Origin of the sequence: Aromatoleum sp. (genome assembly GCF_032027225.1) — a bacterium.
Lineage (GTDB): Bacteria > Pseudomonadota > Gammaproteobacteria > Burkholderiales > Rhodocyclaceae > Aromatoleum.
On record NZ_JAVSMM010000018.1, the window covers coordinates 45,966 to 71,702 of the forward strand.

The 25,737-nt window shown below is 69.3% G+C and carries 24 protein-coding genes; 6 read left to right on the plus strand and 18 right to left on the minus strand.

Going from position 1 to position 25,737, the window contains the following annotated elements:
• Nucleotides 1-40: 40 nt before the first annotated feature.
• Nucleotides 41-1,717 carry a formylmethanofuran dehydrogenase subunit A gene (locus ROZ37_RS17450; RefSeq protein ID WP_312661255.1) on the minus strand — a complete coding sequence of 559 codons (1,677 nt, stop codon included), beginning with the start codon at nucleotides 1,715-1,717 and terminating at the stop codon, nucleotides 41-43.
• Nucleotides 1,714-3,009: a formylmethanofuran dehydrogenase gene (locus ROZ37_RS17455; protein WP_312661256.1), complete on the minus strand. Its 1,296-nt coding sequence runs from the start codon at nucleotides 3,007-3,009 to the stop codon at nucleotides 1,714-1,716. Before ROZ37_RS17455 ends, ROZ37_RS17450 begins: the two co-directional genes overlap by 4 nt.
• 676 nt (nucleotides 3,010-3,685) lie before the next feature.
• Between ROZ37_RS17455 and ROZ37_RS17460 the strand changes: the two genes are divergently transcribed.
• Nucleotides 3,686-5,707 (plus strand): protein kinase domain-containing protein, encoded by a 2,022-nt coding sequence (locus ROZ37_RS17460; RefSeq protein ID WP_312661257.1) that lies wholly within the window; start codon nucleotides 3,686-3,688, stop codon nucleotides 5,705-5,707.
• Between the two features lie 270 nt (nucleotides 5,708-5,977).
• Nucleotides 5,978-6,259 (plus strand): hypothetical protein, encoded by a 282-nt coding sequence (locus ROZ37_RS17465; protein ID WP_312661258.1) that lies wholly within the window; start codon nucleotides 5,978-5,980, stop codon nucleotides 6,257-6,259.
• Nucleotides 6,260-6,345: 86 nt separating this feature from the next.
• Here ROZ37_RS17465 and ROZ37_RS17470 read toward each other — a convergent pair whose 3' ends face one another.
• The 9 genes from ROZ37_RS17470 to ROZ37_RS17510 all read right to left on the minus strand — a co-directional run bounded on the left by ROZ37_RS17470 (nucleotide 6,346) and on the right by ROZ37_RS17510 (nucleotide 14,728).
• A complete protein-coding gene (locus ROZ37_RS17470; protein ID WP_312661260.1) occupies nucleotides 6,346-7,317 on the minus strand; it encodes an MBL fold metallo-hydrolase in 972 nt (323 codons plus the stop codon).
• Nucleotides 7,318-8,142, minus strand: a complete 825-nt coding sequence (locus tag ROZ37_RS17475) for a quinoprotein dehydrogenase-associated SoxYZ-like carrier (protein ID WP_312661262.1) — start codon at nucleotides 8,140-8,142, stop codon at nucleotides 7,318-7,320. It abuts the gene before it with no gap.
• A 5-nt stretch (nucleotides 8,143-8,147) separates the two neighbouring features.
• Complete coding sequence (locus ROZ37_RS17480) at nucleotides 8,148-9,113, minus strand: quinoprotein relay system zinc metallohydrolase 2 (protein ID WP_312661263.1); 966 nt, start codon at nucleotides 9,111-9,113, stop codon at nucleotides 8,148-8,150.
• Nucleotides 9,110-9,463: a hypothetical protein gene (locus tag ROZ37_RS17485; RefSeq protein WP_312661265.1), complete on the minus strand. Its 354-nt coding sequence runs from the start codon at nucleotides 9,461-9,463 to the stop codon at nucleotides 9,110-9,112. Before ROZ37_RS17485 ends, ROZ37_RS17480 begins: the two co-directional genes overlap by 4 nt.
• 3 nt (nucleotides 9,464-9,466) lie before the next feature.
• A complete protein-coding gene (locus ROZ37_RS17490) occupies nucleotides 9,467-10,201 on the minus strand; it encodes a hypothetical protein (RefSeq protein WP_312661266.1) in 735 nt (244 codons plus the stop codon).
• 69 nt (nucleotides 10,202-10,270) lie between these two features.
• Nucleotides 10,271-11,191, minus strand: a complete 921-nt coding sequence (locus tag ROZ37_RS17495) for a quinoprotein dehydrogenase-associated putative ABC transporter substrate-binding protein (RefSeq protein ID WP_312661268.1) — start codon at nucleotides 11,189-11,191, stop codon at nucleotides 10,271-10,273.
• A gap of 4 nt (nucleotides 11,192-11,195) precedes the next feature.
• A complete protein-coding gene (locus ROZ37_RS17500; protein ID WP_312661270.1) occupies nucleotides 11,196-11,606 on the minus strand; it encodes a cytochrome c in 411 nt (136 codons plus the stop codon).
• Nucleotides 11,607-11,764: 158 nt separating this feature from the next.
• The gene (locus ROZ37_RS17505) at nucleotides 11,765-13,567 is read right to left on the minus strand and encodes a methanol/ethanol family PQQ-dependent dehydrogenase (protein ID WP_312661272.1); all 1,803 of its coding nucleotides are present in this window, start codon (nucleotides 13,565-13,567) and stop codon (nucleotides 11,765-11,767) included.
• 453 nt (nucleotides 13,568-14,020) lie between these two features.
• Nucleotides 14,021-14,728 (minus strand): HisA/HisF-related TIM barrel protein, encoded by a 708-nt coding sequence (locus ROZ37_RS17510; RefSeq protein ID WP_312661273.1) that lies wholly within the window; start codon nucleotides 14,726-14,728, stop codon nucleotides 14,021-14,023.
• Between ROZ37_RS17510 and ROZ37_RS17515 the strand changes: the two genes are divergently transcribed.
• The 3 genes from ROZ37_RS17515 to ROZ37_RS17525 are packed head-to-tail and all read left to right on the plus strand — an operon-like array spanning nucleotide 14,727 to nucleotide 17,429.
• Nucleotides 14,727-15,764 (plus strand): ATP-grasp domain-containing protein, encoded by a 1,038-nt coding sequence (locus ROZ37_RS17515; RefSeq protein ID WP_312661274.1) that lies wholly within the window; start codon nucleotides 14,727-14,729, stop codon nucleotides 15,762-15,764. The two genes, ROZ37_RS17510 and ROZ37_RS17515, sit on opposite strands and share 2 nt — an antisense overlap.
• Nucleotides 15,751-16,836 carry a hydantoinase/oxoprolinase family protein gene (locus ROZ37_RS17520; RefSeq protein ID WP_312661276.1) on the plus strand — a complete coding sequence of 362 codons (1,086 nt, stop codon included), beginning with the start codon at nucleotides 15,751-15,753 and terminating at the stop codon, nucleotides 16,834-16,836. Before ROZ37_RS17515 ends, ROZ37_RS17520 begins: the two co-directional genes overlap by 14 nt.
• A complete protein-coding gene (locus ROZ37_RS17525; protein ID WP_312661278.1) occupies nucleotides 16,827-17,429 on the plus strand; it encodes an aspartate kinase in 603 nt (200 codons plus the stop codon). Before ROZ37_RS17520 ends, ROZ37_RS17525 begins: the two co-directional genes overlap by 10 nt.
• A gap of 327 nt (nucleotides 17,430-17,756) precedes the next feature.
• On the opposite strand, the gene ROZ37_RS17530 is transcribed toward ROZ37_RS17525, so the two are convergent.
• The 5 genes from ROZ37_RS17530 to ROZ37_RS17550 are packed head-to-tail and all read right to left on the minus strand — an operon-like array spanning nucleotide 17,757 to nucleotide 23,228.
• The gene (locus ROZ37_RS17530) at nucleotides 17,757-18,476 is read right to left on the minus strand and encodes a (5-formylfuran-3-yl)methyl phosphate synthase (protein WP_312661279.1); all 720 of its coding nucleotides are present in this window, start codon (nucleotides 18,474-18,476) and stop codon (nucleotides 17,757-17,759) included.
• The gene (locus ROZ37_RS17535; protein ID WP_312661280.1) at nucleotides 18,473-19,111 is read right to left on the minus strand and encodes a DUF447 domain-containing protein; all 639 of its coding nucleotides are present in this window, start codon (nucleotides 19,109-19,111) and stop codon (nucleotides 18,473-18,475) included. The genes ROZ37_RS17530 and ROZ37_RS17535 overlap by 4 nt, the downstream gene beginning before the upstream one ends.
• On the minus strand, nucleotides 19,108-20,535 hold the full coding sequence (locus ROZ37_RS17540) for a DUF6513 domain-containing protein (protein WP_312661281.1): 1,428 nt from the start codon (nucleotides 20,533-20,535) through the stop codon (nucleotides 19,108-19,110). Before ROZ37_RS17540 ends, ROZ37_RS17535 begins: the two co-directional genes overlap by 4 nt.
• 1 nt (nucleotide 20,536) lies before the next feature.
• Nucleotides 20,537-21,202 (minus strand): flavoprotein, encoded by a 666-nt coding sequence (locus tag ROZ37_RS17545; protein ID WP_312661282.1) that lies wholly within the window; start codon nucleotides 21,200-21,202, stop codon nucleotides 20,537-20,539.
• 13 nt (nucleotides 21,203-21,215) lie between these two features.
• A complete protein-coding gene (locus ROZ37_RS17550; RefSeq protein ID WP_312661283.1) occupies nucleotides 21,216-23,228 on the minus strand; it encodes a sigma-54-dependent Fis family transcriptional regulator in 2,013 nt (670 codons plus the stop codon).
• A gap of 306 nt (nucleotides 23,229-23,534) precedes the next feature.
• On the opposite strand from ROZ37_RS17550, the gene ROZ37_RS17555 reads away from it, so the two are divergent.
• Nucleotides 23,535-24,032: a dihydroneopterin aldolase gene (locus ROZ37_RS17555; protein WP_312661284.1), complete on the plus strand. Its 498-nt coding sequence runs from the start codon at nucleotides 23,535-23,537 to the stop codon at nucleotides 24,030-24,032.
• A 128-nt stretch (nucleotides 24,033-24,160) separates the two neighbouring features.
• On the opposite strand, the gene fae is transcribed toward ROZ37_RS17555, so the two are convergent.
• Together fae and ROZ37_RS17565 are read right to left on the minus strand one after the other, a co-directional pair.
• Complete coding sequence (gene fae / locus ROZ37_RS17560; protein WP_312661285.1) at nucleotides 24,161-24,673, minus strand: formaldehyde-activating enzyme; 513 nt, start codon at nucleotides 24,671-24,673, stop codon at nucleotides 24,161-24,163.
• A gap of 19 nt (nucleotides 24,674-24,692) precedes the next feature.
• Nucleotides 24,693-25,736, minus strand: coding sequence for a triphosphoribosyl-dephospho-CoA synthase (locus ROZ37_RS17565; RefSeq protein WP_312661286.1), 1,044 nt, complete (start codon nucleotides 25,734-25,736; stop codon nucleotides 24,693-24,695).
• Nucleotide 25,737: the final 1 nt, after the last annotated feature.

Below are 25,737 nucleotides of genomic sequence, written 5' to 3' on the forward strand. Positions count from 1 at the left end.
GCGCGGTTCAGCCGTCCTGCGACGGCGACAATGGCCGAGCTCATGTCCGCCCTCCCCGGCCGTGAAGTCGGCACGGCAGCAGCCGGCCGCCATTCGCGCACGAGCACAGTTCGTCGCGCCCGATTTCGGCGTGACGCCAGCTCGTCGACAGGTGCTCCGCGCTGTAGCGTGCGAGTTCGCGCTCGATGCCGCGGTCGTATTCGGGCTCGAGGAAGTGCGTGCCGCCGACCGGCGTCGCCTCGATGCGGCCACGCCGCGCGACCAGCTCGCCGTCCTTGAACACGTACTCGGGGGCGGTGAACATCGTTTCGCGGTCGGCGTCGTCGCGATAGACGGCGATGTCCGCGGCCGCACCGATGCCGAGCTGGCCGCGGTCGGCAAGACCGAGGAGCTGCGCCGGCGCTGCGCGCGTCATGATCGCGATGTCGTACAAGGACAGCTCGCGCCGGATCTCGCGCAATTCCGCGGTCGCCGCGACGTCGGGATGCAGCTTCGCGAGCTGCTCGTCGCGGAAGCTCTTGTCCATCAGCAGGCGGATCAGGTGCGGGTAGCTCGTGAACGGGCCGCCGTTCGGATGGTCCGTCGTCAGCACGACGCGCCACGGATCGTCCATCAGCAGGAAGAGTTCGAGGCCGATCGCCCACTGCAGCGCATTCACGTAGCTCTGCTCGCGGTAGCGGAACGGCACGACGCCGCAGCCGGCGTCGCACTCGATGTCCGCACCGATCCACTTGCGCGGGCTGCCGAGGTCCGCGTTCGCGTGCTGGCGCATCGTGTCGCCGGATGCGGTGACGGTCTGGCCGAAGATGATCTGGCCGACGTCGATGCTGACGTTCGGATGCGCCTTTACCACCTCGGCGAGCTGCCGCGCCGCCGACGAAAACTTGCGCGCGCCTTCGTTGCCGTAGCTGTGGAACTGCACGTGGGTGAGATGGCCGGGCAGCCCGTCGAGCGCGGCGATCGTCGCCAGCGTCGATTCGATGTTTCCCGGCACGCCGAGGTTGCTGGCGTGGATGTGCAGCGGCTGTGGCACCCCGAGCTCATGCACCGCGCGGGCGAGCACCTGCACGACCTCCCGCGGCGTCACGCGCCAGTGCGCGTGATCCTCGTCGACGTCGAGCTTGCGCTGATTGAACTTGAACGCCGAGATGCCGCCCGGATTCACGACCTTGACGCCCATCGCGCGCGTCGCCTTGATCGTCCAGCCGACGTAGTCGCGGATGCGCTGGAAGTCCTGCCGCTCGGCGAGCATTTGCAGGAACAGCTCGTCGTTGCCGAGCATCACGTACGCGCCGTGGTCGAGGATAGGCGTGTCGCCCATCTCCATGTGCGCGTGGCGCGCGTTCGATATCGCCATCGCGGGCTCGAACGCCGCGGTGTAGCCCATCTCGGCGTAGCGGTAGCCGGTCGCAAGCGTGCCGGGCGTGCAGCAGCCGCTGGATGCGAGCTCGAGCGGGTTTTCCGGCGCACGGTTCGCGCGGTGGTCTTCGGGCAGCAGCATGCGCGCGAGGTTCACCTTGCCGCCGCCGATGTGCGTATGCATGTCGATGCCGCCCGCCATCACGACCCTGCCCGACACGTCGTAGTCGCGGTCGACGCGCTCGGCCGGATGCAGATCGACGATGCGCCCGTCGCGCATGCCGATGTCGCGCACCTCGCCGTCGACGCCGTTGGCCGGGTCATAAACGCGGCCGCCGCGCAGTCGGATCGTGCTCATCGCGCGCCTCCTTGTTCGGTTCTCCGACGCTCGGCGAGCGCGCGACCGATGTCGTCGGCGACCTGCGCGACCGTCGGCAGCGTGTCGGCGTAGATCGGCGTCAGCGGCACGACGATGCCGCCGTCGGCGCGGAAGAGATGGCCGGCGGAGCCGATGCCGGGCGTCGACACCGGGATGAAGATCGTGTCGGGCCGGTCGTCGAGCGCGGCCTGCAGATCGGGATGGCCGAGCAGCACGAGCGGCAGGTCGCTCGTGGGCGGCACGAGATCGGGCCCGAAGCTCGACACCCACAGCAGCGCGTCGACCGCCCGGTCGGCGACGAGGCGGTCGGCGGCGTAGCGTTGCGGCTCGTGCACCAGCCCCCGCGCATGGACGCCGGTGCGCAGCGGCAGGCCGGACAGCCAGGTCGTGACCTGGTTCGCGGTATAGCCGCCGTCCCCGCCGCCGAGGCAGAACGCGGCGGCGCGCGTCGTGCGATTCAGCGTATTGACGATGCGCTGGATCGTCTCCGCGACGAGCGCGCCGTGCTCCGGCAGGCTGCCGGACTCCCACACGATCACGGTATAGCGCGCCGCTTGCATGCGCGCGGCAAGCGCGTCGAGCGCGGGATCGGACATCGCCGTGCCACGCCCCGCGACGCGCGCGGCAAGGAGCGCAGCGGTATCGAACACGTCGCCGACGAACGGGATCTCCTGCGTCGTGCAACCGTCGAGGCCGGGCGTCGCGCGGTCGGCCGCCGCGCCGACGAAGACCACTTGTCGCGCGGGTGCGCCGGCCGCGGGCGCGGTGCGCCGGAAGAATTCCGGGTAATGATCAACCGCGTTCGTACCGAGGCAGACGACGAGGTCGGCGCGGTTGCGGATCTCGGCGAGCGTCGTGTAGAAGACGCCGCGATCCTGCAGCGCCCGCGTCGAATGCATCAGCGCGCCGCCGTTCGCGTGGTCGAGGATCGCGCCGCTCGCATCGGCGAGGCGATACAGCGCGCGCATCCCGGCGACGTCGGTCGCGAGCCCGCCGAAGATCGGCTGGCGGCTCCCGGCGAGGATCGCCGCAGCGGCCGCGATCGCGCTGGCGTGGTCCGCTGGTCGCCCGTCGTGTCGGGGCATCGCCGACGACGCAGAGGCGCCGAAGTGCGAAAGCGCGGCCGCGGCGCGCGGACAGTCGCTGTCGACGAGCGCGGGGCCCTCACCCGCCGAGATGCGATAACCGTCGCACGACAGCGGGCAGAACGGACACGTCCAGGGCTGGCCCGTCGGCGCGGTCGAGGAATCGGGAACAGTGATGGCAGTCATGGCCGTCATCAGGCAAGCGCTATGCCAACGGGCAGCGCCCAGTCTTCGCCGCGATTCGCCGTCCTTCTCGCCGCCCGGCTCAACAGTGTGTCAGGGCCGCACAGGGCAGCGCCGGGACACACTGTCACGACGCCGAGCGGATCGATTCCGCCGATCCACCCCAACGTCCGCGCCCCGGCGCGCCGTCGCCGATTGAAGGAAATTCGCCGCCACCGTCACGATCGACGACCTCCGCGAACGATGAAAATCCCATCGGCAGTTCGTCGCCAGCTACTATTTGCGTGGCATATGAAGCGCATCACCACGCCGCGGGCAACGCCGACCGCCGATCCTTCGGACAGCTTGCGTTGCCGCCGAGTTTTTTCATTCTTATCGGGTATTTAACGCGAAATCCGCCGTCCGGATCCCCCCGGAATTTGTGAAAAAAGATTAGAAAACCCCCGATTTCGGGTGAGCCGCGTACCCTTGCTGCACCGCGGCAAGCAATCTTCGCGGTCCGCCGACGAATAGGTTCGTGGCGGCGACGCTCAAACCGACGTTGGAGCGCATCGCCGCGAACGCCCCCTTTCTCGCCGTTTGCCCGATGAACCCAGCCCCTCCTTCCCAACTCCCCCCAAACAGCGGTCCCGGTGCGACGGAACCGACGCGCCACCCGATCGGGCCGAGCCACGACGCCTTGCCGCGAGGCACGCGGTTCGCCGAGTACGAGCTCCTGTCCGTCCTCGGCGAAGGGCGATCGGGGATCGTCTATCTCGCGACGGACCACGGCCTCGAACGTCAGATCGCGATCAAGGAATACCTGCCTGCGGCGCTGGCGTCGCGGGGCAAGGGAACGGAGATCGTGCTGCGCTCGCACGGGCACGCAGCGACCTTCGCCCTCGGCCTCGAGTCCTTCGTCAACCGGGCTCGTCTGCTGGCGCGCTTCGACCACCCGGCGCTGATGCGCGTCTATCGCTTCTGGGAAGCCAACGGCACCGCCTACATGGCGATGCCCTACTACGAAGGGGTCACGGTCGAGCTCGCACGCGGGGCGATGACGCATCCGCCGGACGAAGCCTGGCTGCGCGATCTGCTGTTGCCGCTGCTCGACGCGCTCGACGTTCTGCACGGCGCCGCCTGTCATCACGGGAACATCTCGCCGCAGAACATCCTGCTGCAAGCCCACGGCCGGCCGGTGCTGCTGGATTCCGGGGCCGCGCGCCACCTCGTCGCGGATCGCACCGACGCCGCCACCGTCATCCTCAACCCCGGCTTTGCGCCGATCGAGCAGTACGCGGAATCGACACAGTTGCGGCAGGGTCCGTGGACCGATCTCTACGCGCTCGCTGCGGTCGCCTACTACTGCGTCAGCGGCGAGCCGCCGATGGCCTCCACCGTCCGGGCGGTCGACGATCAGATGGAGCCGCTGTTCCAGGTGGTGGACCGCATCGGCCGCAGCTTCCCGGACCTGAACTACAGCGTCGCCTTCGTCTCCGCGATCGAACGCGCGCTCAATGTAAGACCCCAGGAGCGCCCCCAAAGCGTCGCCGAATTCCGACGCGCGCTGCTCGGCGGCCGGGGCGCCGCGGACTCGCTCGGCGTGCCGTCCGTCATCGAGAAAGCGAAGCGCCGCGCAACGTCGCCCCCGCCGGAGTCTCCGTCCGAAGAGACTGCGCCGTTCATGGTTTCCCTGAAAGCCGCGGCGGTCGAGAACGTCGAGGACACGGCCCGCAAGCGCGCGGAACCGTGGCTGCGGGAAACGGCACCGAACTCGCAAACGACTCCGGAGCGGGACCCGCGATCGCGGCTCGCGTCGTCCGGCACGCAAACTCCCGCAACAGGCGCCGACGATGGCGATGACGCCGCCTGGCGGGCCGCACTCGATGCCGCATTGAGCCCGGATGGGCCGGAGTTCGGGGAATTTTCGGCATCCGAGGGCGATACGAATCCGCAGGACGCGCGCGGGTCTCAGCGGCCCCGGCGCGATGCGAAAGCGCGCGGCGGGCGCCGCGCACTGTTCATCGGTGCGGCTGCAGCGCTGCTCGTCGTCCTCGGGGCGGGCGGCTGGATGATGTGGTCGGACTACCGCGGCGCGAAGGCCGAACTGCGCTCGCTGGCGCTTGGCCCGGAATCGGACGGGCAGCCCGCGTCCCTCCTCCCTCCCATGCCGCCGGCGACCGTTCCCCCCGAGCCGACGGCTCACCGGCCCGAGCCCGCGGCGAGCGTGGAGCCGGATCGCCCGGCGACGGTCCCGCCCGAGGAACGGCCGGAGAACTTTGCGACGGCGCTGTCAGCCCGAGCGGCGGCCGAACCGCCGTTGCGGTCGTCCTCGAACACGGCGACGGACGACACCGCTACCGAGCCAGTCCTCGACCAAGACCGGAGCCTCGCCGAAGCACTACCGGAGCGGGCACGCCCGAACTCTCCCACCGCCCCGGCGGAAGCGGCCCCGAGCGAGCCGGCCGGGGACAAACAGACGCCCGTCGCGGAACCGCCGCCCAGGCGGGCGCCTCGGAAATCTCCCGCCGTCGCAAAGGAAGCCCCGCCGCAGGCCAGGCTCGTCGAGGAAGAATCGAACAATCCGCGGGTGCTGTGCGGATCACGCACGCAGTTCTCCCTCTATCGCTGCATGAAAGCGGCGTGCGATCGGGAGAAGTACTTCGACCACCCCGAATGCAAGTACCTGCGCGTAACGGATGCGGTGAGGGCCTCCCCCTAAGCGGGAAGAACCGGAAATTCGACCGCGCGCCGGCGACAACACCGCCACCCCCGGCCGCTGTAGGTCATCGCGCACCGTCACTACGCCGTCCGCGCAATGCGAAGGCGATGCCGATGCGAGTTCTGGTGGCGCAGGTCACGGACACGACTTGCTGCACTGCACCATTTGCGGGTAATATACGCGGCGATTCGATACCGCGGATAACAAGTGCGCTGCACCACAGCACACCGCAACCCCGGTGAGCCTTCTCAGACCTGAAAGGAGCCCACCATGAAACTCACTTCCACAATCGCCGCCGTCACCGCCGTTCTTTTGGCCGCGAGCTTCGGCGCGCGGGCCGAAACGCCAAACGACGACGCCCCCTACGGCAAGCATCTGACTTCGATCGATGCGGTCGCCAAATCGCGCGCCGGTTCGTTCGACGTCTACATCGATCAGCCGACCGGATTCGCGTTCGTGAACACGCCTGCGGGCTGGAAGTTCACGCGCCAGGTGCCGGATCAGTCGCCGGTCGCCGATGCGTCCGCGCCCGCCCCGGTCGCGAAGTTCTGAAGACCGCCTCAGTTTCACCGCGTTGACGCAAGGGCCGCAGTTGCGGCCCTTTTTCATGGCCGCCTCGCCTGCGCCTCGGTTCTTGCTCACTTACCCGTCGGCGCGGGCGCAGTCCCTTCCAGCTCGGCCTGTTCGAGCGCGCGGTAGAGGTGGAGAACGTTCTGCCGGTGCACCTCGGGGTATCCGACCCAGGTCGCGTAATCCGGCAGCGCGGCCTCGTCGAGCGTGGCGGACAGCGCGGCACCGGACGCGTACCGACGCCGCACCTCGGCGTCGAGCGCGACGAGATAGGCGCGCAGCGCCGCGACGGTTTCGACGGCGACGACCGGGCCGTGCCCGGGCACGATGCGCGTCGCCGGCAGTGTGGCAATACGATCGAGCGCGGCGATCCAGGCCGCGACGTCCGCGTCCCGCGCAACGGGCACGCGCCCGACGACGACGAGGCCGCCGGCGAACAGGAGCCCATTCTCGCGGTCGAGCACCGCGACGTTGCCGGGCGTGCTCGCCGGGCCGAAGTCGAGGACCTCGACGCGGCGCCCGCCGAGATCGACCGCGTAGTCTCCTTCAGCGAGCCGGTCCGCCCGCGGTACGCGGGTCTCCGCCATCGCGTCGGCGCCGTAGGCTTCGATGGAGCGCCGCAGACAGATTGCACAACGTTGGGCGATGAGCTCGGCGGTGCGCGGATGCGTGACGATCGGGACGCCGGCGTCCTGCAACGCGCCGGCGCCGAACAGGAATTCCGGCTGGCGATGGGAAATCAGCGCCGAGCGCACGGGCCGGTCGGTGGCCCGGCGGGCTGCGGCGAGGACTTCGCGTCCCTGGCGGGCCGAAGCGCCGGTGTCGACCAGCAGCGCCGCGTCGCTCCCGACCAGCAGGCCGACGTTCCCCGCCTCTTCGTGCGGCGCGGCGGACGCGGCGAGCGCTGGCCCGGTTAGCACGAAGGCGCCGGGTGCGATCGAGTCGAACTCCGCCGCACGAGCGCTCGCGGTCGCGCTCAGGGCGGCCGCAATCACTGCGGCCGCGGCGAGCAAGGCACGGCCGGGCGCGGTCGCACGCATTCACGCGCCCTCGCCGGTCGAACCGACCGGAATGCGACTCTCGAAAGTCCGGCCGTCGGTATCGACGACCTCGGCCGCGAGGTCCCCGCCGTCGTCGCTGCGGAACAGGAAGCGGAAGCTCGGGTTCTCGCTGATCGAGAAATCGACATCGGCGATCAGCACCGGCTTGTCGCGGTATCGCACCGTGACCTGGCGCACGAAACGGGCCGTCGGATACAGCCGCGTGATCTGGTCCATCGCGAGGCCCGACGTGTTCGGATGGCTCACCATCAGCTGCGCGCGGCGCGGCTCCCCGGTGTCGTCGACCTTCAGCTTCATGCGACCGAGGTTGGCAGCGGCAGCCGCGGGGTCTTTCGCGGCCGGCGCCGAACAGCCGCCCGACGCCTTGACGAAGCGCGTCGCCATGTGGAGCGAGCCGTCGTCGAGTTCGGCGATCGCGCGCATGAAGGTGTACTGCTCGACGCGCACGCGCGTCTCGAGGTCGGCGCGGCCACTCTCCGGCGTGAAATGGAAGGTCCCCGCAAGCGGTGACGGGTTGCCGTCGATGACGAGCCATGCGGTCCTGACGTAGCGCGCCTGCGACTGCTCGATGCGGCTGCGCAGCGCGATCGGCACGATCGCCGCGTCCTCGGCACGGTATGGCGCTTCGAGGGTCAGCACGTCGGGGGTCGCGACCGCGATCGGCCGCGAGCCGAACAGCGCGGCGCGCACCTGCTGCCATTGCGGACTCGCATCCGGGTCGTCGGCCGGATCGGCCCCCGGTGCGGAGCCGGCGCGACAGGCGAGAAACACGCCGAGCGCAATCAGAACGAGCTGTCTCGCCATCGTCACTACTCCCATTCGAGTTCGGCATAGGCCGCGGTGAGATTGCGCCGGTGATAGCCCTCGGCAAGCCGCCACGCGCTCGCGTCGGCCGCGTCGCTCGCTTCCACCGTCTGCTGCAGTGTGAGGCCCCGGGCGAGCGCATCGCGCACGCGGGCAACGACCTGTTCGAGGTAGCGCGTCTGCGTGTCGAGCGTCGCCGGCCACGGCGGCGCGATCCTGCCATGGCCGGGGATGACCTGCCGCGCCGGCAGTTCGCGCAAGCGGGCCGAGACCTCGAGCCAGCCCTTGATGCTTCCGTCGATGGACGGAATGCGCTGGTCGAACAGCAGATCCCCGAGCCACAGCGTGCCGGTCGTCTCGTCGAACACCGTCAAATCGTTGTCGGTGTGAGCCGTCGGCCAGCGCTGCAGCGACAGCACGCGACCGCCGAGGTCGAGCCGCAGCGGCGCGTCGACGAGCAGGTCGGGCGGGACGAGGCGGAGGCTGTCCGAACTCGTGCCGAGGGCCGCCGCCAGCGCCGCGCGATAGTGCTCGTCGCGCGCCGCGAGCGCCTGCGGCAGCTGCACGCTGCCGACGAACCGCGGCCGGGGCGCCGCGTCGAGGAAGGCCGCATTGCCGAACACGTGGTCCGGGTGCATGTGGGTGTTGATCACGTAGCACACCGGAAGACTCGTCCTGCTGCGCACGGCGGCGGCGAGCGCACGACCGACCGCGGGACTGCCGCCGCTGTCGATCACGGCGACGCATTTTTCGCCGACGATGAAGCCGATGTTCGCGATATCGCCCAGATTGTCGGAAGTCGTCTCTTCGTGGACGCCCGCGTGGACGAAGACGCCGGCCGCGGATTCGGTGACTTCCAGTGGCGCGACGTCGCTTCCTCGCGCGGGCGACAGCGCGGCAAGAGACCCCGCCGTGCACAGAACGGCAAACAGGGCGCGGAGCGATAGGCTCCCGGCCCCGGAGCGCGTCATTGCATCAGGCACGCCTTGCGCGCCTCGGCCTGCACCGCGCGATACTTCCCGGCCATCTCCTTGCCGCCGGCGTAGGCGCGCATCATCTCGCCGCGCTCGCCACCGATGCCGAAGGCATTGGCGGCGGTGGAATATTCGACGTACTCGTCGTGCGTCAGGCGCTGCGCGACCGCGTCGATGACGCAGCTGCACTTGTACAGCTTCTCCAGCTCCGGACCCTTTGCGTCGCGCGCACAGCCGAGCACGTACTCCACGCGGGCGAGCGTCGGGAAATCGTTGGCCCCCTCGGCCGCGACCGCCGGGCTGCCCGGCAAAAGGCCGATCACGCACAGCACGAGCAGCTTCTTCATTCGCTATTCCCCTTTTGTGATGTAACCCGGTGCGGGCGCGTTCGGCGGCGTGCCGTCGGACGCCTCGTCGCGCAGCGTGAGGATCTCTTCGAGCAGCGGCTCCTCCCTCGACGCGACGGCGGCAACGCGGCTGCGCAGTTCGTACACCCCGCCCGGAACCTGCGGCGACAGCGTGAACAGGTAGACCTTGTCCGCCATTCCGCGGAACCGTTCCGCGAGCGTGTCATTCGCGTACGGGTGAATCTCGACGCGCGTGCCCTGCAGGACCTGGCCGCGATAGCGCACGGCGACGGTGCTCACATGCGCGCCCTCGGCGAGCGCAAGACGGATGCGGCGTCTGAAGTAATTTTCCTGTCCGCCGAGACGTCGGTGCATGTCGCGCACGTCGGACTCGAGGAAATACAGGATCAGCGGGTTGCTGGTCGCGTTATCGACCTCGGGCAGCGCGAGATGGCGGTCGCCGTGCAGGTAATCGACCTGCACCGCCCTGCCCGGCCGGCCTTCCTCGCGCCGGGCGGTAACGACGACCTCGTCGTCCACGGCCGCCTGGCCCGCCTCGTTCTTGCGATAGCGGTAGCGCAGGGTCGCGGAGTCGGGCAGATTTTCGAGGTGGGGCGCGGCGAAGACCTGCTGCTCGGCCGACGAGAAGTCCGTGCCGTCCTGCGGTGCGACCTCCGCGTGAACGGCGCCGCCCAGGAACAGCGCCGCCAGCGCGGATGACATAATCCACCGTCGCATCGATCGACTTCTCCTCATCGGCGCCGTCCGGTGGCGAACGTCCAGGTGATGCATTCGAGCCCGCCCCGGTCAGCGCGCGGCCTGCGCCGCCGGCACCGTCGCGGCGAGCGGTGTCGCGGACGCGACGGCGGCGGACGCCTGTGCAGGAAGCAGCGGCACGCCGTACTCGTGCAGGATCGCGTCGATGCGGTCCTGATTGCGTTCGATCAGCGTCTCGATCTGCGCCTTCCACGCCTTCTCGCCGAAACGCACCCCCATCGCGATCGAGTAGTCGAACTGGACGCCCGGCTCCGACGCCAGCGGGACGATCCGCAGCGCGCTGTCCTTCGCTTCGCGCACGAGGTAGCTGCCGATCGGCCCCCACACGACCGCGGCGTCGATCGCACCCGACGCCAGGTCACGCGCGACGACGTCCGCGGGGACCTCGTCCGGGTTCGGGCTCATCACGCGGTATGGCACGCCGGAGTCCACGAGCTGGTGACGGTCGAGCCACGCCGAGCCGGGCGAGCGGTCGAAGACGCCGATCCTGAGGCCCGCGAGCGTCGGCCGCGGCAGCGCGAGGAAGTCGTCGGCGCTGTCGACGTTGGCGAGCGCTTTCGCGGCCGGAAAGACGAGGACGTAGGTCGAGCGGTAATACGGCCGCGTCGGCAAGAGCTGGCCGAAGTCGGCCGGCACACCCATGACGATGTCGCAGGGGTAGTCCTTTCCGGGCAGCTTGTAGCGCAGCGTGTTGCGGACGAAGGCCAGGCGCTGCGGAAAGGTGTAGGTCTCGACCGGCAGCCCGAGCTCGGCGGCGAACAGCGCCGCGATCTTGTCCTCGAAGCCCTCGCCGCTGGCGTTGGTGAAGGGCATGTTGTTGGGATCCTTGCAGACGCGGAACGCTTCGCGCCGCGGCGCGTCGTCGGCGACTGCGGAGGCTGCTGTGCCGCCGAGGGCAAGGGCGACGAGCAGCGGCAACCAGGGGCGAAGCGGCGCTGAAAGGCGGGCCATCGCGCTACTCCTCGAGCTCGACGACCTTGGCGCGGGTGATCGCGCCGTCGGAACGCCCCTTGAGATACGCATAAAGCTCGTCGATATGCTCGCTCACCTTCGCGTTGCCGCTGAAGCTGGGCATTCCCTTGTCCATGCGTCCCTCGAGCACCGTGATCCTGAACTCTTCGGGTGTGAGCACCTTCAGGCGCTCGATCAGCGAAGGTCCGACCATGCCTTCCTGGTTCGGGCCGTGGCAGCGGTCGCACGCGGCGGAGCGCCAGGTGCGAAAGCCCTGCATCGTGTCCTGGTCGACCTTGTAGCCGTCGACGACCTTGTAAAGCGGGTCGCCGGCCTTGTTGTCGCTGAGCGCGGTCGCGGGGACCGCGATGCACGTCAGCAGGACGGCCGTGGAAATGACGAATGCAGCTTTCATCGGTTTGTCTCCTCAATTTCGAGGTTTTGCGCCCGCCCCGATCGCAGTGGTGCGACCGGTCGGGCGTCTGCTTGTGTGAGCTTCGATCGGGGCTGGGAGGCGTTCGGCATCGAAGACCTGCCCCCGGGGCGCCCTGCGGCCCCCGGGCCTCACACGTATCAGTCGGGAAGCGCGAACACTGCGAGCGAGCCGCCGAGTGCCGTGTACTTCTGCAGATCCCGATAGCCGCCCACTGCGCCGAGGCCATCGGCGTCCTTTTCGAGACCCGCTGCCATGCCGATGCCGGCCCAGCCGCCGATGCCCGAATAGACCCCGACATACTGCTTGCCCTTGTACAGGTACGTGAACACGTTGCCGATGACGCCCGACGGGTTCTTGAACTTCCACAGCTCCTTGCCATCGGAGAGGCGCACCGCCTTGAGGTAGCCTTCGAGCGTGCCGTAGAACACCACGTCACCGGCGGTCGTCAGCGCCCCGCTCCACACCGAGAACTTCTCCGGCTTGGACCAGACGATCTTGCCCTGACCGGCGTCCCACGCGACGAAGTTGCCCATGCCGCCATGGCTCTTCGGCGCCGGGTACATCGCGAGGGTGGCGCCGACGTACGGCTGCCCCGCGCTGTACTCGATCTCGAACGGCTCGTAGTCCATGCAGACGTGGTTGGTCGGCACGTAGAAGAGGCCGGTCTTCGGGTGGAAAGCAGCGGGCTGCTGGTCCTTGGTCCCGAGCGCCGACGGGCAGACGCCCTTGGTGTTCTTGTCGGGACCGTTCTGGTGCGTGCTGTACTGTGCCACGACTTGCGGCCGCCCGGTCTTCATGTCGACATGGGTCGCCCAGTTCACCACGGGGTCGTACTTCTCGGCGACCAGCAGCGCACCGTTCGTGCGGTCGAGCGTGTAGGCGAAGCCGTTGCGGTCGAAGTGCACCAGCGCCTTCGTCTTCTTGCCCTTGACGTCGATGTCGGCGAGCACCATCTCGTTGACGCCATCGAAGTCCCACTCGTCGTGCGGCGTCATCTGGTAGACCCACTTCGCCTTGCCGGTGTCGAGGTCGCGCGCGAAAATCGTCATCGACCACTTGTTGTCGCCCGGGCGCTGCGACGGGTTCCACGTGCTCGGGTTGCCGGTGCCGTAATACACCAGGTTCAGATCCTTGTCGTAGCTGTACCAGCCCCAGGTCGTGCCGCCGCCGATTTTCCACTGGTCGCCCTTCCAGGTCTTCAGCGACGAATCCTTGCCCACCGGCGCCAGCTTGCCGTCGGTCCAGGTCATGGTTTTCTGCGGATCGATCAGCATCTCGTCGTCCGGGCCCGTGCTATAGCCCCGCCAGACGAGCTTGCCGGTCTTGACGTCGTAGGCGGTCAGGTGGCCGCGCACGCCCCACTCGCCGCCCGAGATGCCGGTGATCACCTTGTCGCCGAACACGTGCGGCGCGTTCGTCGCGACCGCACCGAGCTTCGCGTCGCCGTTCGTCACCGACCATACGACCTTGCCCGTCTTCGCATCGAGGGCCTCGAGCACGCTGTCGGCGCGCTGCAGGAAGATCTTCCCGTCCGCATACGCGAGGCCGCGGTTCACGGTGTCGCAGCACATCTGCGCAGGCACCGACGAGTCCTGCTTCGGCTCGTGCTTCCAGATGATTTCGTGCGTGTTCAGGTCGAGCGCGAACACGTTGTTCGGGAACGGCGTGTGGATGTACATCATTTCGCCGATCACCAGCGGCGACCCTTCGTGGCCGCGCAGCACGCCGGTCGAGAAGGTCCACGCAGCCTGCAGTTTTCCAACGTTGTCGGCGTTGATCTGCTTGAGCGTGCTGTAGCGCTGGTTGTATTCGTCCCCCGCCTGCATCACCCAGTTTCCCGGGTCCTTCTTGAGCCGGTCGAGCTCCGCATCCGCCACGGCGAGACCCGAACAAGCGAGGGCAACGGCAGCCGCGAGGTGATGCTTGTAGGCTATGTGCATTGAAATGTCTCCTTGTTTTTTACGAAGCTTTCGATGCCGAACGTCGGAACTATCACCACATGCCCCACCGACGCTGCTGACGCTCGGTCTGTGCGATCCGCCCAACAAGGCGGAAACGCGGGGGGAACAGGCACTTCGTTCCTGTTCTGGCGTAGGCAAACGCAAATGACGTGCCATCGAGCGACGGCCGTGGAGAAACGGGCTGCGGAGCGATTCGCATGAGCGCCGCGCGCCCGCGGACGAGAGACACAGGCGGCCGGGCCGCCGCAGGCATGACAGCCCGGTTACAGACTGCGCCGTTACAGAGTGCTCCCGATTGCGGACACTCGGTCCCCGCGCCGCGCCGCGCGAGGGGCAGCCGATCGCACGTCCGCCGCGGCTGCACTTGGCATGGATTGTGTTTCGAGGCGGGTGAAAGGATGGCGCTGGCGACGCTGCGAGAGGGTCGGCGGGTCAGCGGCGCGATGCGTGCGGGATGAGCCGCCGGTCGTGGAGCGCGGACGCGACGAGCCACGCCTCGGCGCCGGAAGCAGCGGCGGCCTCGAGATCGGCCTCGTCGCGAATGCCTCCGGCGCCGATCAGTGAAGCACCGGGCGCACGGCGGCGGATCGCCGCGAGCGTGTCGAGGTCGGGGCCGGCGAATGCGCCGACGCGGTCGAGGGTCATGACGATCAGGCGGTCGGGCCACAGCGCCTCGGTAGTCCAGCACCCGGCCGGATCGAGGAGCTGGTTGCCGCGCCGGTCGAGCGAAAGGATCGCCCGCCGCGGATCGGCGAAGCAGTCGCGCACGGCGGCCGGGGTGACGAGGGATTCGCTGCCGAACACCGGCGTGACGCGCTGCGCCGCGGTGCCGAGGCGGAGCGCCAGCGCGGCGAATTCGTCAGCGCCGCGAAAACCGCCGTCGAGCCAGATCGCGGTCTGCGGCAGCGCCGACAGCAGCGCGGCGAGGACGCCGGCCTGCACTGCGCCGCCGTTCAGCGCGTCGAGGTCGGCGATGTAGAGGGTTTCGGAAGCGGTGTAGTCGAGCAGCGCGCGGGTGACGACCAACGGTTCGCTGCCGTCGCACAGTTCGGACTGCACCGGCCGGTAGGCGCTGCGCTCGCCGCGAACCGCGCGGACGACCTGGCCGGCAAGAAGATCGATGACGGGAATGACTTGCATGAGCGCGAAGAAAAAAGTGTTGGTGTACGAATGTATCAGCGGCGGCGGGCTGGCGGCGACGGGCGACTGTGCGCCGCCGGACGCGGGGCTGCTCGCACAGGGCGTGGCGATGCGGGACGCGCTGCTCGCGGACCTGCAGCAGCTCGACGACGTCATCGTGTCCTGCGTCGCGACCCGCCACGCGCCGCTTCCCGCGAACCTCCGCCGTGTCCGCCCGATCCTCGCGGATGCCGACGGCCACCCGCTTGCGGCGGCGGATTTCCTCGCCCGCGAGGCGCACGGTCACGACTGCGTGTGGGCGATCGCCCCCGAGGGCGACGGACTGCTCGCCGCGCTCGCTGCCGCCGTCGCGCCGGAACGCTGGATCGGCTGCACGCCGCCGGCGATCCGCATCGCTGCGTCGAAGACCGCGACCCGCGCGCGCCTCGCGTCGCACGGCATCCGCGTCCCGCGCGCCTGGGCACCGGGCCGACCCGAGCCCGAATCCGCCGGACCGTGGGTCGTCAAGCCCGACGACGGGGCCGGCGGCGAGCAGATTCGCGTGCATTGCGACTTCGCCCACGCCCGCGACGACCTGCTCGCCCGCGGCGGGCAGGGCCTCACTAGTACCGCCGAGACGTGGATCGACGGCATCCCGCTGAGCCTTTCGCTGCGATGCTCGCGGCGCGAGGCCGAGCTATTGAGCATCAACCGGCAACGCATCGCGGTGGCTACGGACGGCTCCCTCGCCTACCGCGGCGTCGACGTCGGCGTGATGGCGCTCCATGGCCGGACCGGACGAAGGCTCGCCGCACTCGCGGAGCGCATCACGGCGGCGATTCCGGGCCTCGCCGGCTACGTCGGCGTCGATCTCGTCTGGCAGCCGGCCGCCGAAGTGCCGGGCGATCTCGGCGACGCGAGCCACGCGACCGTCATCGAAGTCAATCCTCGCCTGACGTGCGCCTACGTCGGGCTGTCCGCCGCGCTCGGCCGCAATCTCGCGGCCGAGATCCTGCGCGCGCACCAACCGGAGCCTGTCGGCCTTGTCGAGCATTGAGTTCGAACACCCTCACGCTCCCGTGCTGGGATGGGACGTCGGCGGGGCCCACGTGAAGGCCAGCGTCACGCTCGGCGGCCGCGTCCGCGAAGTCGCGCAGTGGCCTGCACCGCTGTGGCAGGGGCTCGCCCATCTGGACGCAGCGATCGATGCCGCCCGCGCCCGCTGGCCCGGCCTCGACGGCGCGCGTCACGGCGTGACGATGACCGCCGAGATGACCGACCTGTTTCCCGACCGCGAAGCCGGCGTCGCCGCGCTGGTCGACCGGATCGGCGCGCGCCTCGGACCGGCGACGCGCTTCTTCGCCGGTCCGGCGGCCTGGCTGACCCGGGCCGAAGCGCCCGGCCGCTGGCGCGACATCGCGTCGGCCAACTGGCTCGCGACCGCGCATCAGATCGCGGCTCGACACCCCAACGCGCTGCTCGCCGACATCGGCAGCACGACCACCGATCTCATTCCGATCCGCAACGGCGAGCCGCGGCCCCTGGGCCGCACTGACGCCGACCGCCTCGCGAACGGGGAGCTCGTCTACATCGGCGTCGCCCGTACCCCGCTGTGCGCACTCGCGCGGCAGATCGATTTCGGCTCGCGGCGCTACAACGTGATGAACGAGTTCTTCGCGACGACCGCCGACGTCTTCCGCCTCACCGGCGAGCTCGATGCGGAGCACGACCAGCATCCGGCAGCCGACGGCGGCGACAAGGACACGACTGCGATCTGCCGCCGCCTCGCGCGAATGATCGGCATGGACGCCCGCGATGCCGAGCTCGCGCAATGGACGGCTTTCGCCGGCCACTGGCGCGAAGCGCTGCTCGCCGAGATCGCGACGAACATCACCCGCGTCGCCCGCGAGGCCGACCTACCGGCAGCCGCGCCCGTCGTCGGCGCCGGTTGCGGCCTGTTCCTCGCGCGCGAACTCGCGGCGCAACTCGGCCGCCCGTTCGTCCCTTTCAATCGCGTGGCGGGCTTCGACGCGACAACGGCGAGCGAGATCGGCCGATGGACCGACACCTGCGCGCCGAGCGTCGCCGTCGCGCTGCTGCTCGACCGCTGGAGCTCGCGATGTGGGTAGTCAAGATCGGCGGCAGCCTCGCCAAGGACCGCCTGCTCGCCGACTGGCTCCGTCAGCTCAGCGACCTCGGTGGCGGGCGCGTCGTCATCGTCCCCGGAGGCGGCTGCTACACCGAGGAAGCGCGGCACTCACAGCAGGTGTGGCAGTTCGACGATGTCGCCGCGCACAACATGGCGGTCCTCGGCATGGGCCAGTTCGCGTTCATGCTCCACGGGCTTTGCCCCGATCTGGTCCTCGCCGCCGACGAATACGAACTCGAGCGTGCGGTGCGCAGCGGGCGGGTCGGATTGTGGATGCCGCTCCAGCTGCTGCGCCGCGAAGCGGACGAGCTGACGAACTGGGACGTCACGTCGGACAGCCTCGCGCTGTGGCTCGCGAACCGCCTCAACGCGGAGCGCGCAATCCTCGTGAAATCCTGCCCGGTCCCGCTCGCGACCCCGGCCGCCACCGAGTGGGACGTCCTCGCTGCCGACGGCATCGTTGACCGCCGCTTCCCGACGCTCGCTGCGGCCGCGCCCTACCCGATCCACCTGCTCGAACGCACGGACGTCGTACGGCTGCGGGAACTGCTGATCGGCGAATCGGTGGCGTGAAGGCTTGTCTCCCGCGGCGGCTGCCCGCCGTGTAGTTGCCGATGGGTCGTCGAGCCTGCCCGACGCAGGCCACAGTGAGCCGATCCAGGACGTCGATCGGGGTGAGCAGCTAACGTCGCCGCAAGCTTCTGATCGGAAAGTGCGCCGTCTTTGGCCGCCGGCCGCAGCCGACCATGGTCCGTTGCCGGGTGGGTCGTCGATCCGACCCCGCACAGGACACTGCCAGTTGATCACCTCATAGGTCGGTGCGAGCGCAGACCGGAACGAGCGACAGCAACGCCGGCGGCGTCGCACACGGCTACGCGTCACCAACGATGTCGCTGCAACTCATCCGAGACGGACCTCGTCGGCTTCGGCCTGCACGGTGACCTGAAGCACGTCCCGCAGCCGCGCGAGCTTTGCTGGCGCGAGCGTCGCCACTCGTGTGCCTTCGCATAGCGCGCCGCGAAAACCGGCGAAATCCGGTGCGAGCGCGGCGAGGTTCGGAAGATGATGTTCGCGCAGCCCGCCCGAGAGTCCGACGAGCTTCCCAGCGCGACGGGCGAGCGCGACGAAGCGCGCGAGGTCGGCGACCGCGACGCAGTCGAACAGGCTGCCGGCGCGCTTGTCTTCGGTGTCGGCCATCAGCGCTGGAAACGGCAGCCGGCAGGCGTGTTCGACGACCGCGAAGTCGAGTCCGCGGTCCGCGATGAACACCGGCACGACCGCCGGCACCGGGGCGGCGAGGCGCTCGAGGAGCGCGCGCTGCGTTTGCGCATTGCCGCCGGCGACGCCGACCTTGACGTAATCGACGTCGCAGTCGCCGACCGCCGCGACGAACTCATCGATACGCTCGAGTTCGTCGGCCGCGTGGTCGCCGATCGTCGCGCTGATCGGCAAATCCGGGCGGACCTGGCGCAGCACCGCGACGATTTCCCGGATGCGGGCCGGAGCCAAACCACCGAGCGCGCCGGCGCTGGGCTCCTTGAGGTCGATGAAATCGGCGCCCCCAGCCGCCGCCGCAAGGGCTTCGGCTTCGTCCCGCACGCTGGCGAGGAGTCTGATCATGCGTGCAACTTCCCGGCTGGTCCTACCGCGAGCGTTTCCGCCGTCGCCGGCGCCCTGCTTTCGACGTTGCCTGCTTTGCCCGCGGGCGAACGGAATTCGGCGACCGCCGTGGTGAGCCAGCTCCAGGCTTCGCGCTCCGCCGGCCCTGCCGTCTTGTCGATCGCGATCTGCAGGTAAGTCATCTCGTCATCGACCTTTTCCGGCGGCAGCAGCCGCAGGCGGCTGACCAGCACCGCGCCTTCGATGACGGCGGCCTGCGCGCGGTTGAAGCCGGGAAACGGCGCGTGCGTGCGCTCGCAGACCCGCTCCAGGTGCAGCACCGGCCGCTGCGCGTCGTCGTCGCAGCGCAGCAGGCGCAGCTCGACATGCGCGAGTGCCGAGACGAGCCGCTCGCCGGCGATACGCTCGGCCGGCAGCGTCGGCCACTCGCGCCGACCCGTGACGCAGCCGGCGAAAACACGTACGTCGGTCGTCAGGTTGAGCACGGCGCAGCCGCTCCCGACGATGTTGTCGAGCGTCGCCGAAGGCTTGAACGGCATCAGCACGACCTCGTCGCCGGCGTAGCGCGCGCCCATCGGCGCGAAATGCACGCGCCCGTCCGGCGCCACGGTGGTCACGAGGGTTTCGAAGATCATGGCTGCTCCGTCACGCATTCCGGTCGCGTGCTCGCGCCCGAGGAGGGTTTTCGCCGCGTCGGTCCGGGGGCGCATTGCTGCAGGCGATCGTCCACCGGGCGGTCGGTCGCGCAGCCCCAGTCCAGCGGTTGGTCCTGGCTGTAGCGCTTGCCGAGCGACCATGCGATTTCCGCGCGGGCGAGCTCGACGCCGAGATAGAACGCGTGCCCGCCATCGGCCTCGACGCCGAGACGCGGATAGAGCGCGAACGGGTCGGTGTCGACGTGGTGGCCGTCGCGGTTGTAGATGTGCAGCCCGCGCTGCGAGATCTGCACGCGGAAGCTCGGGTCGCGGACGCTCCGAGCGGTCTCGGCGATCTCGTCCGGGGAATCGGGAAACGGGTACTTCCCGTGCACCGTCATCAGCGCGTCGGTCATGCCCTTCGGCAGCGAACTGGTCTCGCGGGCCTGGTACATCACGCGTCGCGCGACATCGGCTTCGCGCACCGCCCGCCGTGCGTGCCTGCTCACCTGCGTCGTCAGCACCGCGCCGGCGCGCAGCTCGGCGGCGATGCCGAAGAGCACCGCATTGATGCCGCTGGTGTCGGCCTCGGTGAGCTCGGTGACGTTGCCGACGCCCATCATGATCGCGATGTCCGCGAAGCGCTCGCGCAGCCGCTGATATCGGCACAGCGACCCGAGCAGCCCGAACGGGATCGGGTCGAGGATCGCATCGGCGAGGAACGGCCGCCCGCGCCGCTGCATCGCCTCGACCGCTGCGTAAAGCGACGCCTCGTCCGACGGCTCGCGCGGGATCAGCACCGGCGTCGCCGCAACTTCGTTGGCGATCCACAAGCTGTCGAGCGTCAGGCTGAGGAGATAGTCCGCACCCGCCCGCCCGCCGCGCAGCAGCTCGTCGACGTCCTGCGAATCGACACTGATGCGAAAGCCGGCGGCCTTCAGCGCGGCGACCGCGTCCTCCAGATGCGGGAACGGCGTCGCCGGCAGGCAGCCGAGGTCGATGACGTCCGCGCCGTCGGCGGCGAGGATCTCGGCGCGCGCGACGATCTCGGGGACGTCGAGCCGCGGCGCGTCGACGATCTCGGCGAAGATCTCGATGTCGTAGTCGTCGAGCCGGTTCGCCTGCGCCGCTCGATTGAAATGACGCGGTATGTCCTTGAGCTCCTCCGGCCCGCGCTCCACCGGCACGCCGTAATGCGCGGACAGCGCCGCGAGGTCGCCGCGGCAGCGGCCCGGCACGAGAATGCGGTCGGCGCTCGGCGCGGTGGCGATGCGGCGGCGGATCATGTCCGCCGTCATCAGCCCCGCGACCTGCAGGCCGATCTCCCGCACCTCCCAGGTGAACGGCGCCGGTTCCATGCCCGTGAGCACCCGTTCGAGGTTCGGCAGAGCAAGCCGTCCCGTCAGGAAGACAATGTGCTCCATTTCAGGGCTCCCGCTGGGCCGCCCCAAGGGAGGCCTCAGCCCCCTCGGGGGGCAGCGAACGAAGTGAGCGTGGGGGCTGTTTCAGTTCAGCCATCTCCGCGAGACGCGCATTGAGGGCCTGCTCCAGGGTTGCGACGGATTCCACGACGACGCAGTGATCGACCGCCCTGAGCCGCGCGACGTTGTCGAGGTCGATGTTGCGCGGGCGCAGCTCGACCCACTCGCGCGGGCTCTTCGTGATGACGACCGGTTCGCTGTCACACGCAAATACGATGCCGGGAATCGCGAGCTTGCCGGCCTGCGCGAACATGTTGGTCGGCAGGGTGTCGGAGATGCCGAACGCGCATTTGGCGACCGTGTTGCTCGTCGCCGGCGCGACGACGACGGTGTGGTACACGTCGTCATAGAGCATGCCGACCGGCACCGAGCTCGCGCTCTTGTCGCGGAACACGCGGAAGCGTTCCTTGAGCGCGTCGATCGGGTAGCCATAGAGCGGCAGCACTTCCTCGGCGGCGGCGGAGAGAAAGAAATCCACCTCGGGCAGACGGAACGCGAGCTCCATCGCCTCCGTCAGGAAATGGCCCGAGCCGGTGACGGTCCAGGCGAAGCGGCTGCGGCGCGACGCGTCGCCCGCCGTGCCGCCGGTCGCGCGGACCGCCGCTTCCATCCGGTCGCTTTCCTCAGGCGGTCGCGGAGTCGCTGTGGGACAGCGGGATGCGGAGCCGGTGCAGCCGGCGATAGAGGGTGTTGCGGCTGACGTCGAGTGCTTTGGCGACATTGCTTATGTTCCAGCGTTGTTCTTCGAGCAGGCCGAGCAGCACCGCGCGCTCGCTGGCCTGGAGCGGGTTGAGCGCGGGCAGTTCGTCGTCGGGGTGCACGCCCGCGGAGCTGTCGCCGGAAAGCACGGTCAGCCGCGCGGCACTAGCGGCAGGCTCGGGTCGTTCGGCCGCACGCTGGCGCAGCGCCGGCGGCAGATCGGCAAGTCGCAGACGGCCGCCGTCGGCGAGTACCACCGCGGTGCGCAGCACGTGGCGCAGCTGGCGGAGATTGCCCGGCCACGGATAACTCATCAGCAGCGCCTCGGCGTCCGGGTCGATGTCGATCTGCTCGTCCCCCGCCTCGTCCGCGAGCACCCGATAGAGCAGCTCACGCTTGTTTTGGCGCTCGCGCAGCGGCGGCAGCGACACCTCGAGGCCCGACAGGCGATAGTAGAGATCCTCGCGGAACGCGCCTTCGGCGACGAGTTTCGGCAGGTCGCGGTGGCTCGCGCTGACGAGCTGGAAGTCGACCGCGACGATCTCCTCGGACCCGAGCGGCGAAACCTGTCGCTCGTCCAGAACGCGCAGCAGCCGGGCTTGCAGTGCGAGCGGCATGTCGCCGATCTCGTCGAGAAACAGCGTGCCGCGATCCGACTGCAGGATCTTGCCGCGCCGGCCGTTGCGCTGTGCGCCGGTGAAGGCGCCGGCGCGATAACCGAAGAGCTCGCTCTCGATCAGCGTCTCAGGCAGCGACGCGCAGTTGAGCGCGACGAAGGCGCCGGACGCGTAAGGGCTGCCGTCGTGCAAGGCCCGCGCGAACACCTCCTTGCCCGCGCCCGTCTCGCCGTGCAGCAGCACCGGAATCCGCTTCGCGATGACGCGGCTCGCGAGCTGCAGCTGTGACGCGATGCGGTCGTCGCCGAACTGCTGTGCGCCGCCGTCGTCCGCCACGCGGGCGCCAGCGGGTGCGGACTTCACGGCGCGCTCGCCGGACGCGACGTTGAGCGTGGCAGGCTGCTGCGCGACGACGAAGAACCGGTTCGACCGACCGGCGCAGAAAATCGGTACCGGGTGGAAGGAGCTGCGCGCGCTGCGGTTCAGGATTTCCGGGAGCGTGGTCTGGAACAGCTCGTCGAGCTGCTTGCCATAGATGTCCTGCACCGAGCAGAAGCCGAGCTGGAACAGCGCGCTGCGGTTCGCAGCGCGAATGCCGCCGTCGTCGCCGACGACCAACTTGCCTTCATGGAGCGTGTAGACGAACTCGGGCCGGCTGTGGAAATGAACCGGGCACGCATCCTGGAAGCGCCGGTCGAGCAGCCGGTTCTCGATCATCTGCGCGGTCATGCCGAGCAGCACCAGCGAATGCTGCTGCATCAGCTGCGAGCGGCTGGTGACATCGAGCACCGCGACCAGCGCGCCCTCGGGGTCGAAAATCGGCACCGCGGAGCAGGTCAGCGACGTGTAGGTGCCGTAGAAGTGGTCCTGCTGGCGGACGGCGACCGGCTCGCGGACGACGAGGCAGGTCCCCATGCCGTTCGTGCCGACCGCGGCCTCGGTCCAGACCGCGCCCGGGCAGAAGCCGAGCTGGCTCATCTCGCGGGCGAAATCGGGGGCGGCCACCATGTGCAGGATCACGCCGTCGGTGTCGACGAGGACCACGGCGCACTCGCGGTCGCCGAGCTGCTGGTACAGCGTCGTCATTTCGAGCTTCGCGCACTCGATCACGTCGGCGGCGCGGGCGCGGTGTTCTTCGAGCCGGTGGTCGCCGAGGACGTCCGGCCGCGCGGGCTTTTCCGGGTCGAGGCGATAGTCCCTAACGCAGCGTGCCCACGAACTCGTCACGAGATCGGTGGTGTCGCCGCATCCGCGACCATCCACGACGTCGTACACCCGCTGCGCATGCCTCTTCGGCTCAAGCATCGTCGAGAACGTCACTCTCTCCTCCTTTTCCGCGTCGTTTTACTTACCGCTCGCGCAAGGCGTCTTCGCACCCATCGAGTTGCCGCGCGACGCGGGTCTCCGGTTGTCACCCGGAAGGCGGTCCGCGCCGCATCACGCGGCGACGTCGTCCGACAACTTCGGATCCAAGTATAGGGCGCATTCCACGCATGGACCATGCCACTGGAGGAGTATTCCCGCCTCTACTCCCGGGTTTTGGCCTGTTTCTCGCTTCTTTCGGGCGGGGACGCCGATTCGGCCGAACCGAGCGACGTCCGACAACCCACGCAGGAGACCGCCACCTTGAACGCCCCGCTCCCTCTGCAGCGGCTGCCCGTCAGCCCTCCCTCGACGCAGGCCGACCTGTCCGCGATGGACATCATCTTCATCGACGGCTTTCGCGGCAGCACGATCATCGGCATCTGCGAGGACGAACTCCACGCGCCGCAGCCCGTCCGCATCGACCTCGCGGCCGGCCTGCCGCGCAGCGCCGCCTGCAGCACCGACCGCATCGGTGACACGATCGACTACGGCGAGGTGCGCGCGGCCCTGCGCGAGATGCTCGCAAGCCACCGCTTCCAGCTCCTCGAAGCCTTCGCGGAGGCGATCGCGAACCTGCTCCTGACACGGTTCGGGGCGCACTGGCTGCGCGTGTCGGTCACCAAGCCGGCCAAGTTCGACGACGTCGATGCCGTCGGCGTGACGATTGAGCGGCGACGCCCGGTCCGTCCCGTACTGCGGCCGGCCGAAGTGCTCCACCTGCTCGGCACCGGCCTGATTCCGCAAGGGTGCGGCGACTGAGCGTGGACGCAAAAAAGCCGAAGGAATCCTTCGGCTTCGACTGCTCGCCCCCCGGCGACGCCGCGTTCGCGGCGCCGGGGGCCTTTCAGACGGCTTCGGCGATTCCGGCTCCGAAGCCGTCCCGCGCCTTAAGCGTGGGCCGCGAACGGATGCTCCATCGTGCTCTTGCGCGCGACCACCTCTTCGGCGGTCGGCTTGCCCGTCACCGCGCGCTGGATCGCTTCGCGCGTCGCCTGGTAGTTGTAGTCCTGGATCTTCTTGTCATCCTCCGCGAGCCAGTGGATGAACACGCCGACGCAGATGAACAGGTTGTCGGCCTCGGCGACCGGGATCGTGCCGTCCTCGACGCTATCGGCGACCGCCATCGCGACGCCGCGTTGCGCCGGACCGAACATCTGCACCGCCTGCTTCGCGCCCTTGATCGTGACCTTGTTGAACATCACGGTCGCCGGCTTGGTCAGCAGGTTGGGCGCGACGACTGCGAGCAGCGAGGTGAAGCCGTCCTTGTTGTTGGTCAGCGCATTGCTGAACGCGGATTCCGCCGGGCTCCCGCGGGGTCCGATGATCAGGTCGATGTGCGCGACCTCGTTCCCGTCTCCGACCAGCGATTCCCCCACCAGCATGCGATCGATTTTTGCCATTGCATTCTCCTCTGCGTTTTCACCCGGGCACCCCGAACGGGACACCTCCTGAACCGGACGCCGGAACCGGTCCGGTGCCGACGGGGTGAACACAGGATCCGTGCCAGCTTTCGGACGCCTCTCTTCCAATCATCGAAGGCGACGCCAGCGCAGCCGCAAATAGTGTGCAAACCGTCAGGTCCGCGCTCGTACCCGGGTTGATTCCCGCGGCTTTGAGCCCTTCGTCCCACGCGGCGAAGGCCGCGCTGTCGCCGGCGGCCCCGTCGGCGCCGACGCGGGCAAGCCACAGCGCAGCATCACCGGTGACAGTCTGCGCCGCAGCGCTGCCGAGTTTTCGCACAATGTGTGAATCGGGCCAGCCGGCGAGAAAGCTCAGGAACACCGCCTGCACCGTCGCGGCGACGCGGCGTGGCGCGCCCTTCCGGGGCTGCAGCGCGGCAATTCCGCAATCGAAGATGTCGGCGTATGCGTGGGCATATTGGCGCGCGATGCTGTCGCGTCCAGCGGCGAGCGTCATCGCCGCGCGCAAATCGATCGTCGGCCCCTCCGCGACGTCCTGCGTCTGCGCGCGACCCAAGCCCCCCGGGTTCGCCAATGCGATGCCGCGATAGGCCGCGCGCGCGTCCGCGACATCGAGAGCCGCGACCACTGCGCTCACGGCCGCTCGCAACGCTGTTCCATCAATGAAACCCTCGTCGTTTGCCCTCACGCCGTCGACGCCGTTGCCGCGGCGCTGTTCCCCCCCGACCGGCTCGCCCTCGGGCACGCGCTCGAGCGCGGCCGCGAGCGGCGCGCACAGCAGCACGATGCCGAGATTCGTGTTGCAACCGGCCGCGGCCCAGGATGCCGCGACCGCGGCCTCGATCCGCTCGCCGACCGGGCGCCCCCGCTCGAAAAGCGGACCGGCCGCGGCCCGCGCGCTGGCGATGAAGGTGTCGGCGGTCATCCCGTGGCCCGGCGAAGCGCGGCTCACGTTGCCCGGCTTGCGCACCGCGACATCGAGACCGCAGGCCCACAGAAACGCGTCCTGCCCCAGTGCGAGTCGCCGATCGATGGTGTCCATC

Coding starts and splice junctions, on each gene's coding strand:
- ROZ37_RS17510 (WP_312661273.1), bottom strand. CDS start 14,728: ATGCAAGTCATTCCCGTCATCGATCTTCTTGCCGGCCAGGTCGTCCGC.
- ROZ37_RS17525 (WP_312661278.1), top strand. CDS start 16,827: ATGTGGGTAGTCAAGATCGGCGGCAGCCTCGCCAAGGACCGCCTGCTC.
- ROZ37_RS17480 (WP_312661263.1), bottom strand. CDS start 9,113: ATGACGCGCTCCGGGGCCGGGAGCCTATCGCTCCGCGCCCTGTTTGCC.
- ROZ37_RS17545 (WP_312661282.1), bottom strand. CDS start 21,202: ATGGAAGCGGCGGTCCGCGCGACCGGCGGCACGGCGGGCGACGCGTCG.
- ROZ37_RS17475 (WP_312661262.1), bottom strand. CDS start 8,142: ATGGCGAGACAGCTCGTTCTGATTGCGCTCGGCGTGTTTCTCGCCTGT.
- ROZ37_RS17455 (WP_312661256.1), bottom strand. CDS start 3,009: ATGACTGCCATCACTGTTCCCGATTCCTCGACCGCGCCGACGGGCCAG.
- ROZ37_RS17500 (WP_312661270.1), bottom strand. CDS start 11,606: ATGAAAGCTGCATTCGTCATTTCCACGGCCGTCCTGCTGACGTGCATC.
- ROZ37_RS17490 (WP_312661266.1), bottom strand. CDS start 10,201: ATGCGACGGTGGATTATGTCATCCGCGCTGGCGGCGCTGTTCCTGGGC.
- ROZ37_RS17485 (WP_312661265.1), bottom strand. CDS start 9,463: ATGAAGAAGCTGCTCGTGCTGTGCGTGATCGGCCTTTTGCCGGGCAGC.
- ROZ37_RS17530 (WP_312661279.1), bottom strand. CDS start 18,476: ATGATCAGACTCCTCGCCAGCGTGCGGGACGAAGCCGAAGCCCTTGCG.
- ROZ37_RS17505 (WP_312661272.1), bottom strand. CDS start 13,567: ATGCACATAGCCTACAAGCATCACCTCGCGGCTGCCGTTGCCCTCGCT.
- ROZ37_RS17450 (WP_312661255.1), bottom strand. CDS start 1,717: ATGAGCACGATCCGACTGCGCGGCGGCCGCGTTTATGACCCGGCCAAC.
- ROZ37_RS17515 (WP_312661274.1), top strand. CDS start 14,727: ATGAGCGCGAAGAAAAAAGTGTTGGTGTACGAATGTATCAGCGGCGGC.
- ROZ37_RS17470 (WP_312661260.1), bottom strand. CDS start 7,317: ATGCGTGCGACCGCGCCCGGCCGTGCCTTGCTCGCCGCGGCCGCAGTG.
- ROZ37_RS17495 (WP_312661268.1), bottom strand. CDS start 11,191: ATGGCCCGCCTTTCAGCGCCGCTTCGCCCCTGGTTGCCGCTGCTCGTC.
- ROZ37_RS17565 (WP_312661286.1), bottom strand. CDS start 25,736: ATGGACACCATCGATCGGCGACTCGCACTGGGGCAGGACGCGTTTCTG.
- fae (WP_312661285.1), bottom strand. CDS start 24,673: ATGGCAAAAATCGATCGCATGCTGGTGGGGGAATCGCTGGTCGGAGAC.
- ROZ37_RS17535 (WP_312661280.1), bottom strand. CDS start 19,111: ATGATCTTCGAAACCCTCGTGACCACCGTGGCGCCGGACGGGCGCGTG.
- ROZ37_RS17465 (WP_312661258.1), top strand. CDS start 5,978: ATGAAACTCACTTCCACAATCGCCGCCGTCACCGCCGTTCTTTTGGCC.
- ROZ37_RS17540 (WP_312661281.1), bottom strand. CDS start 20,535: ATGGAGCACATTGTCTTCCTGACGGGACGGCTTGCTCTGCCGAACCTC.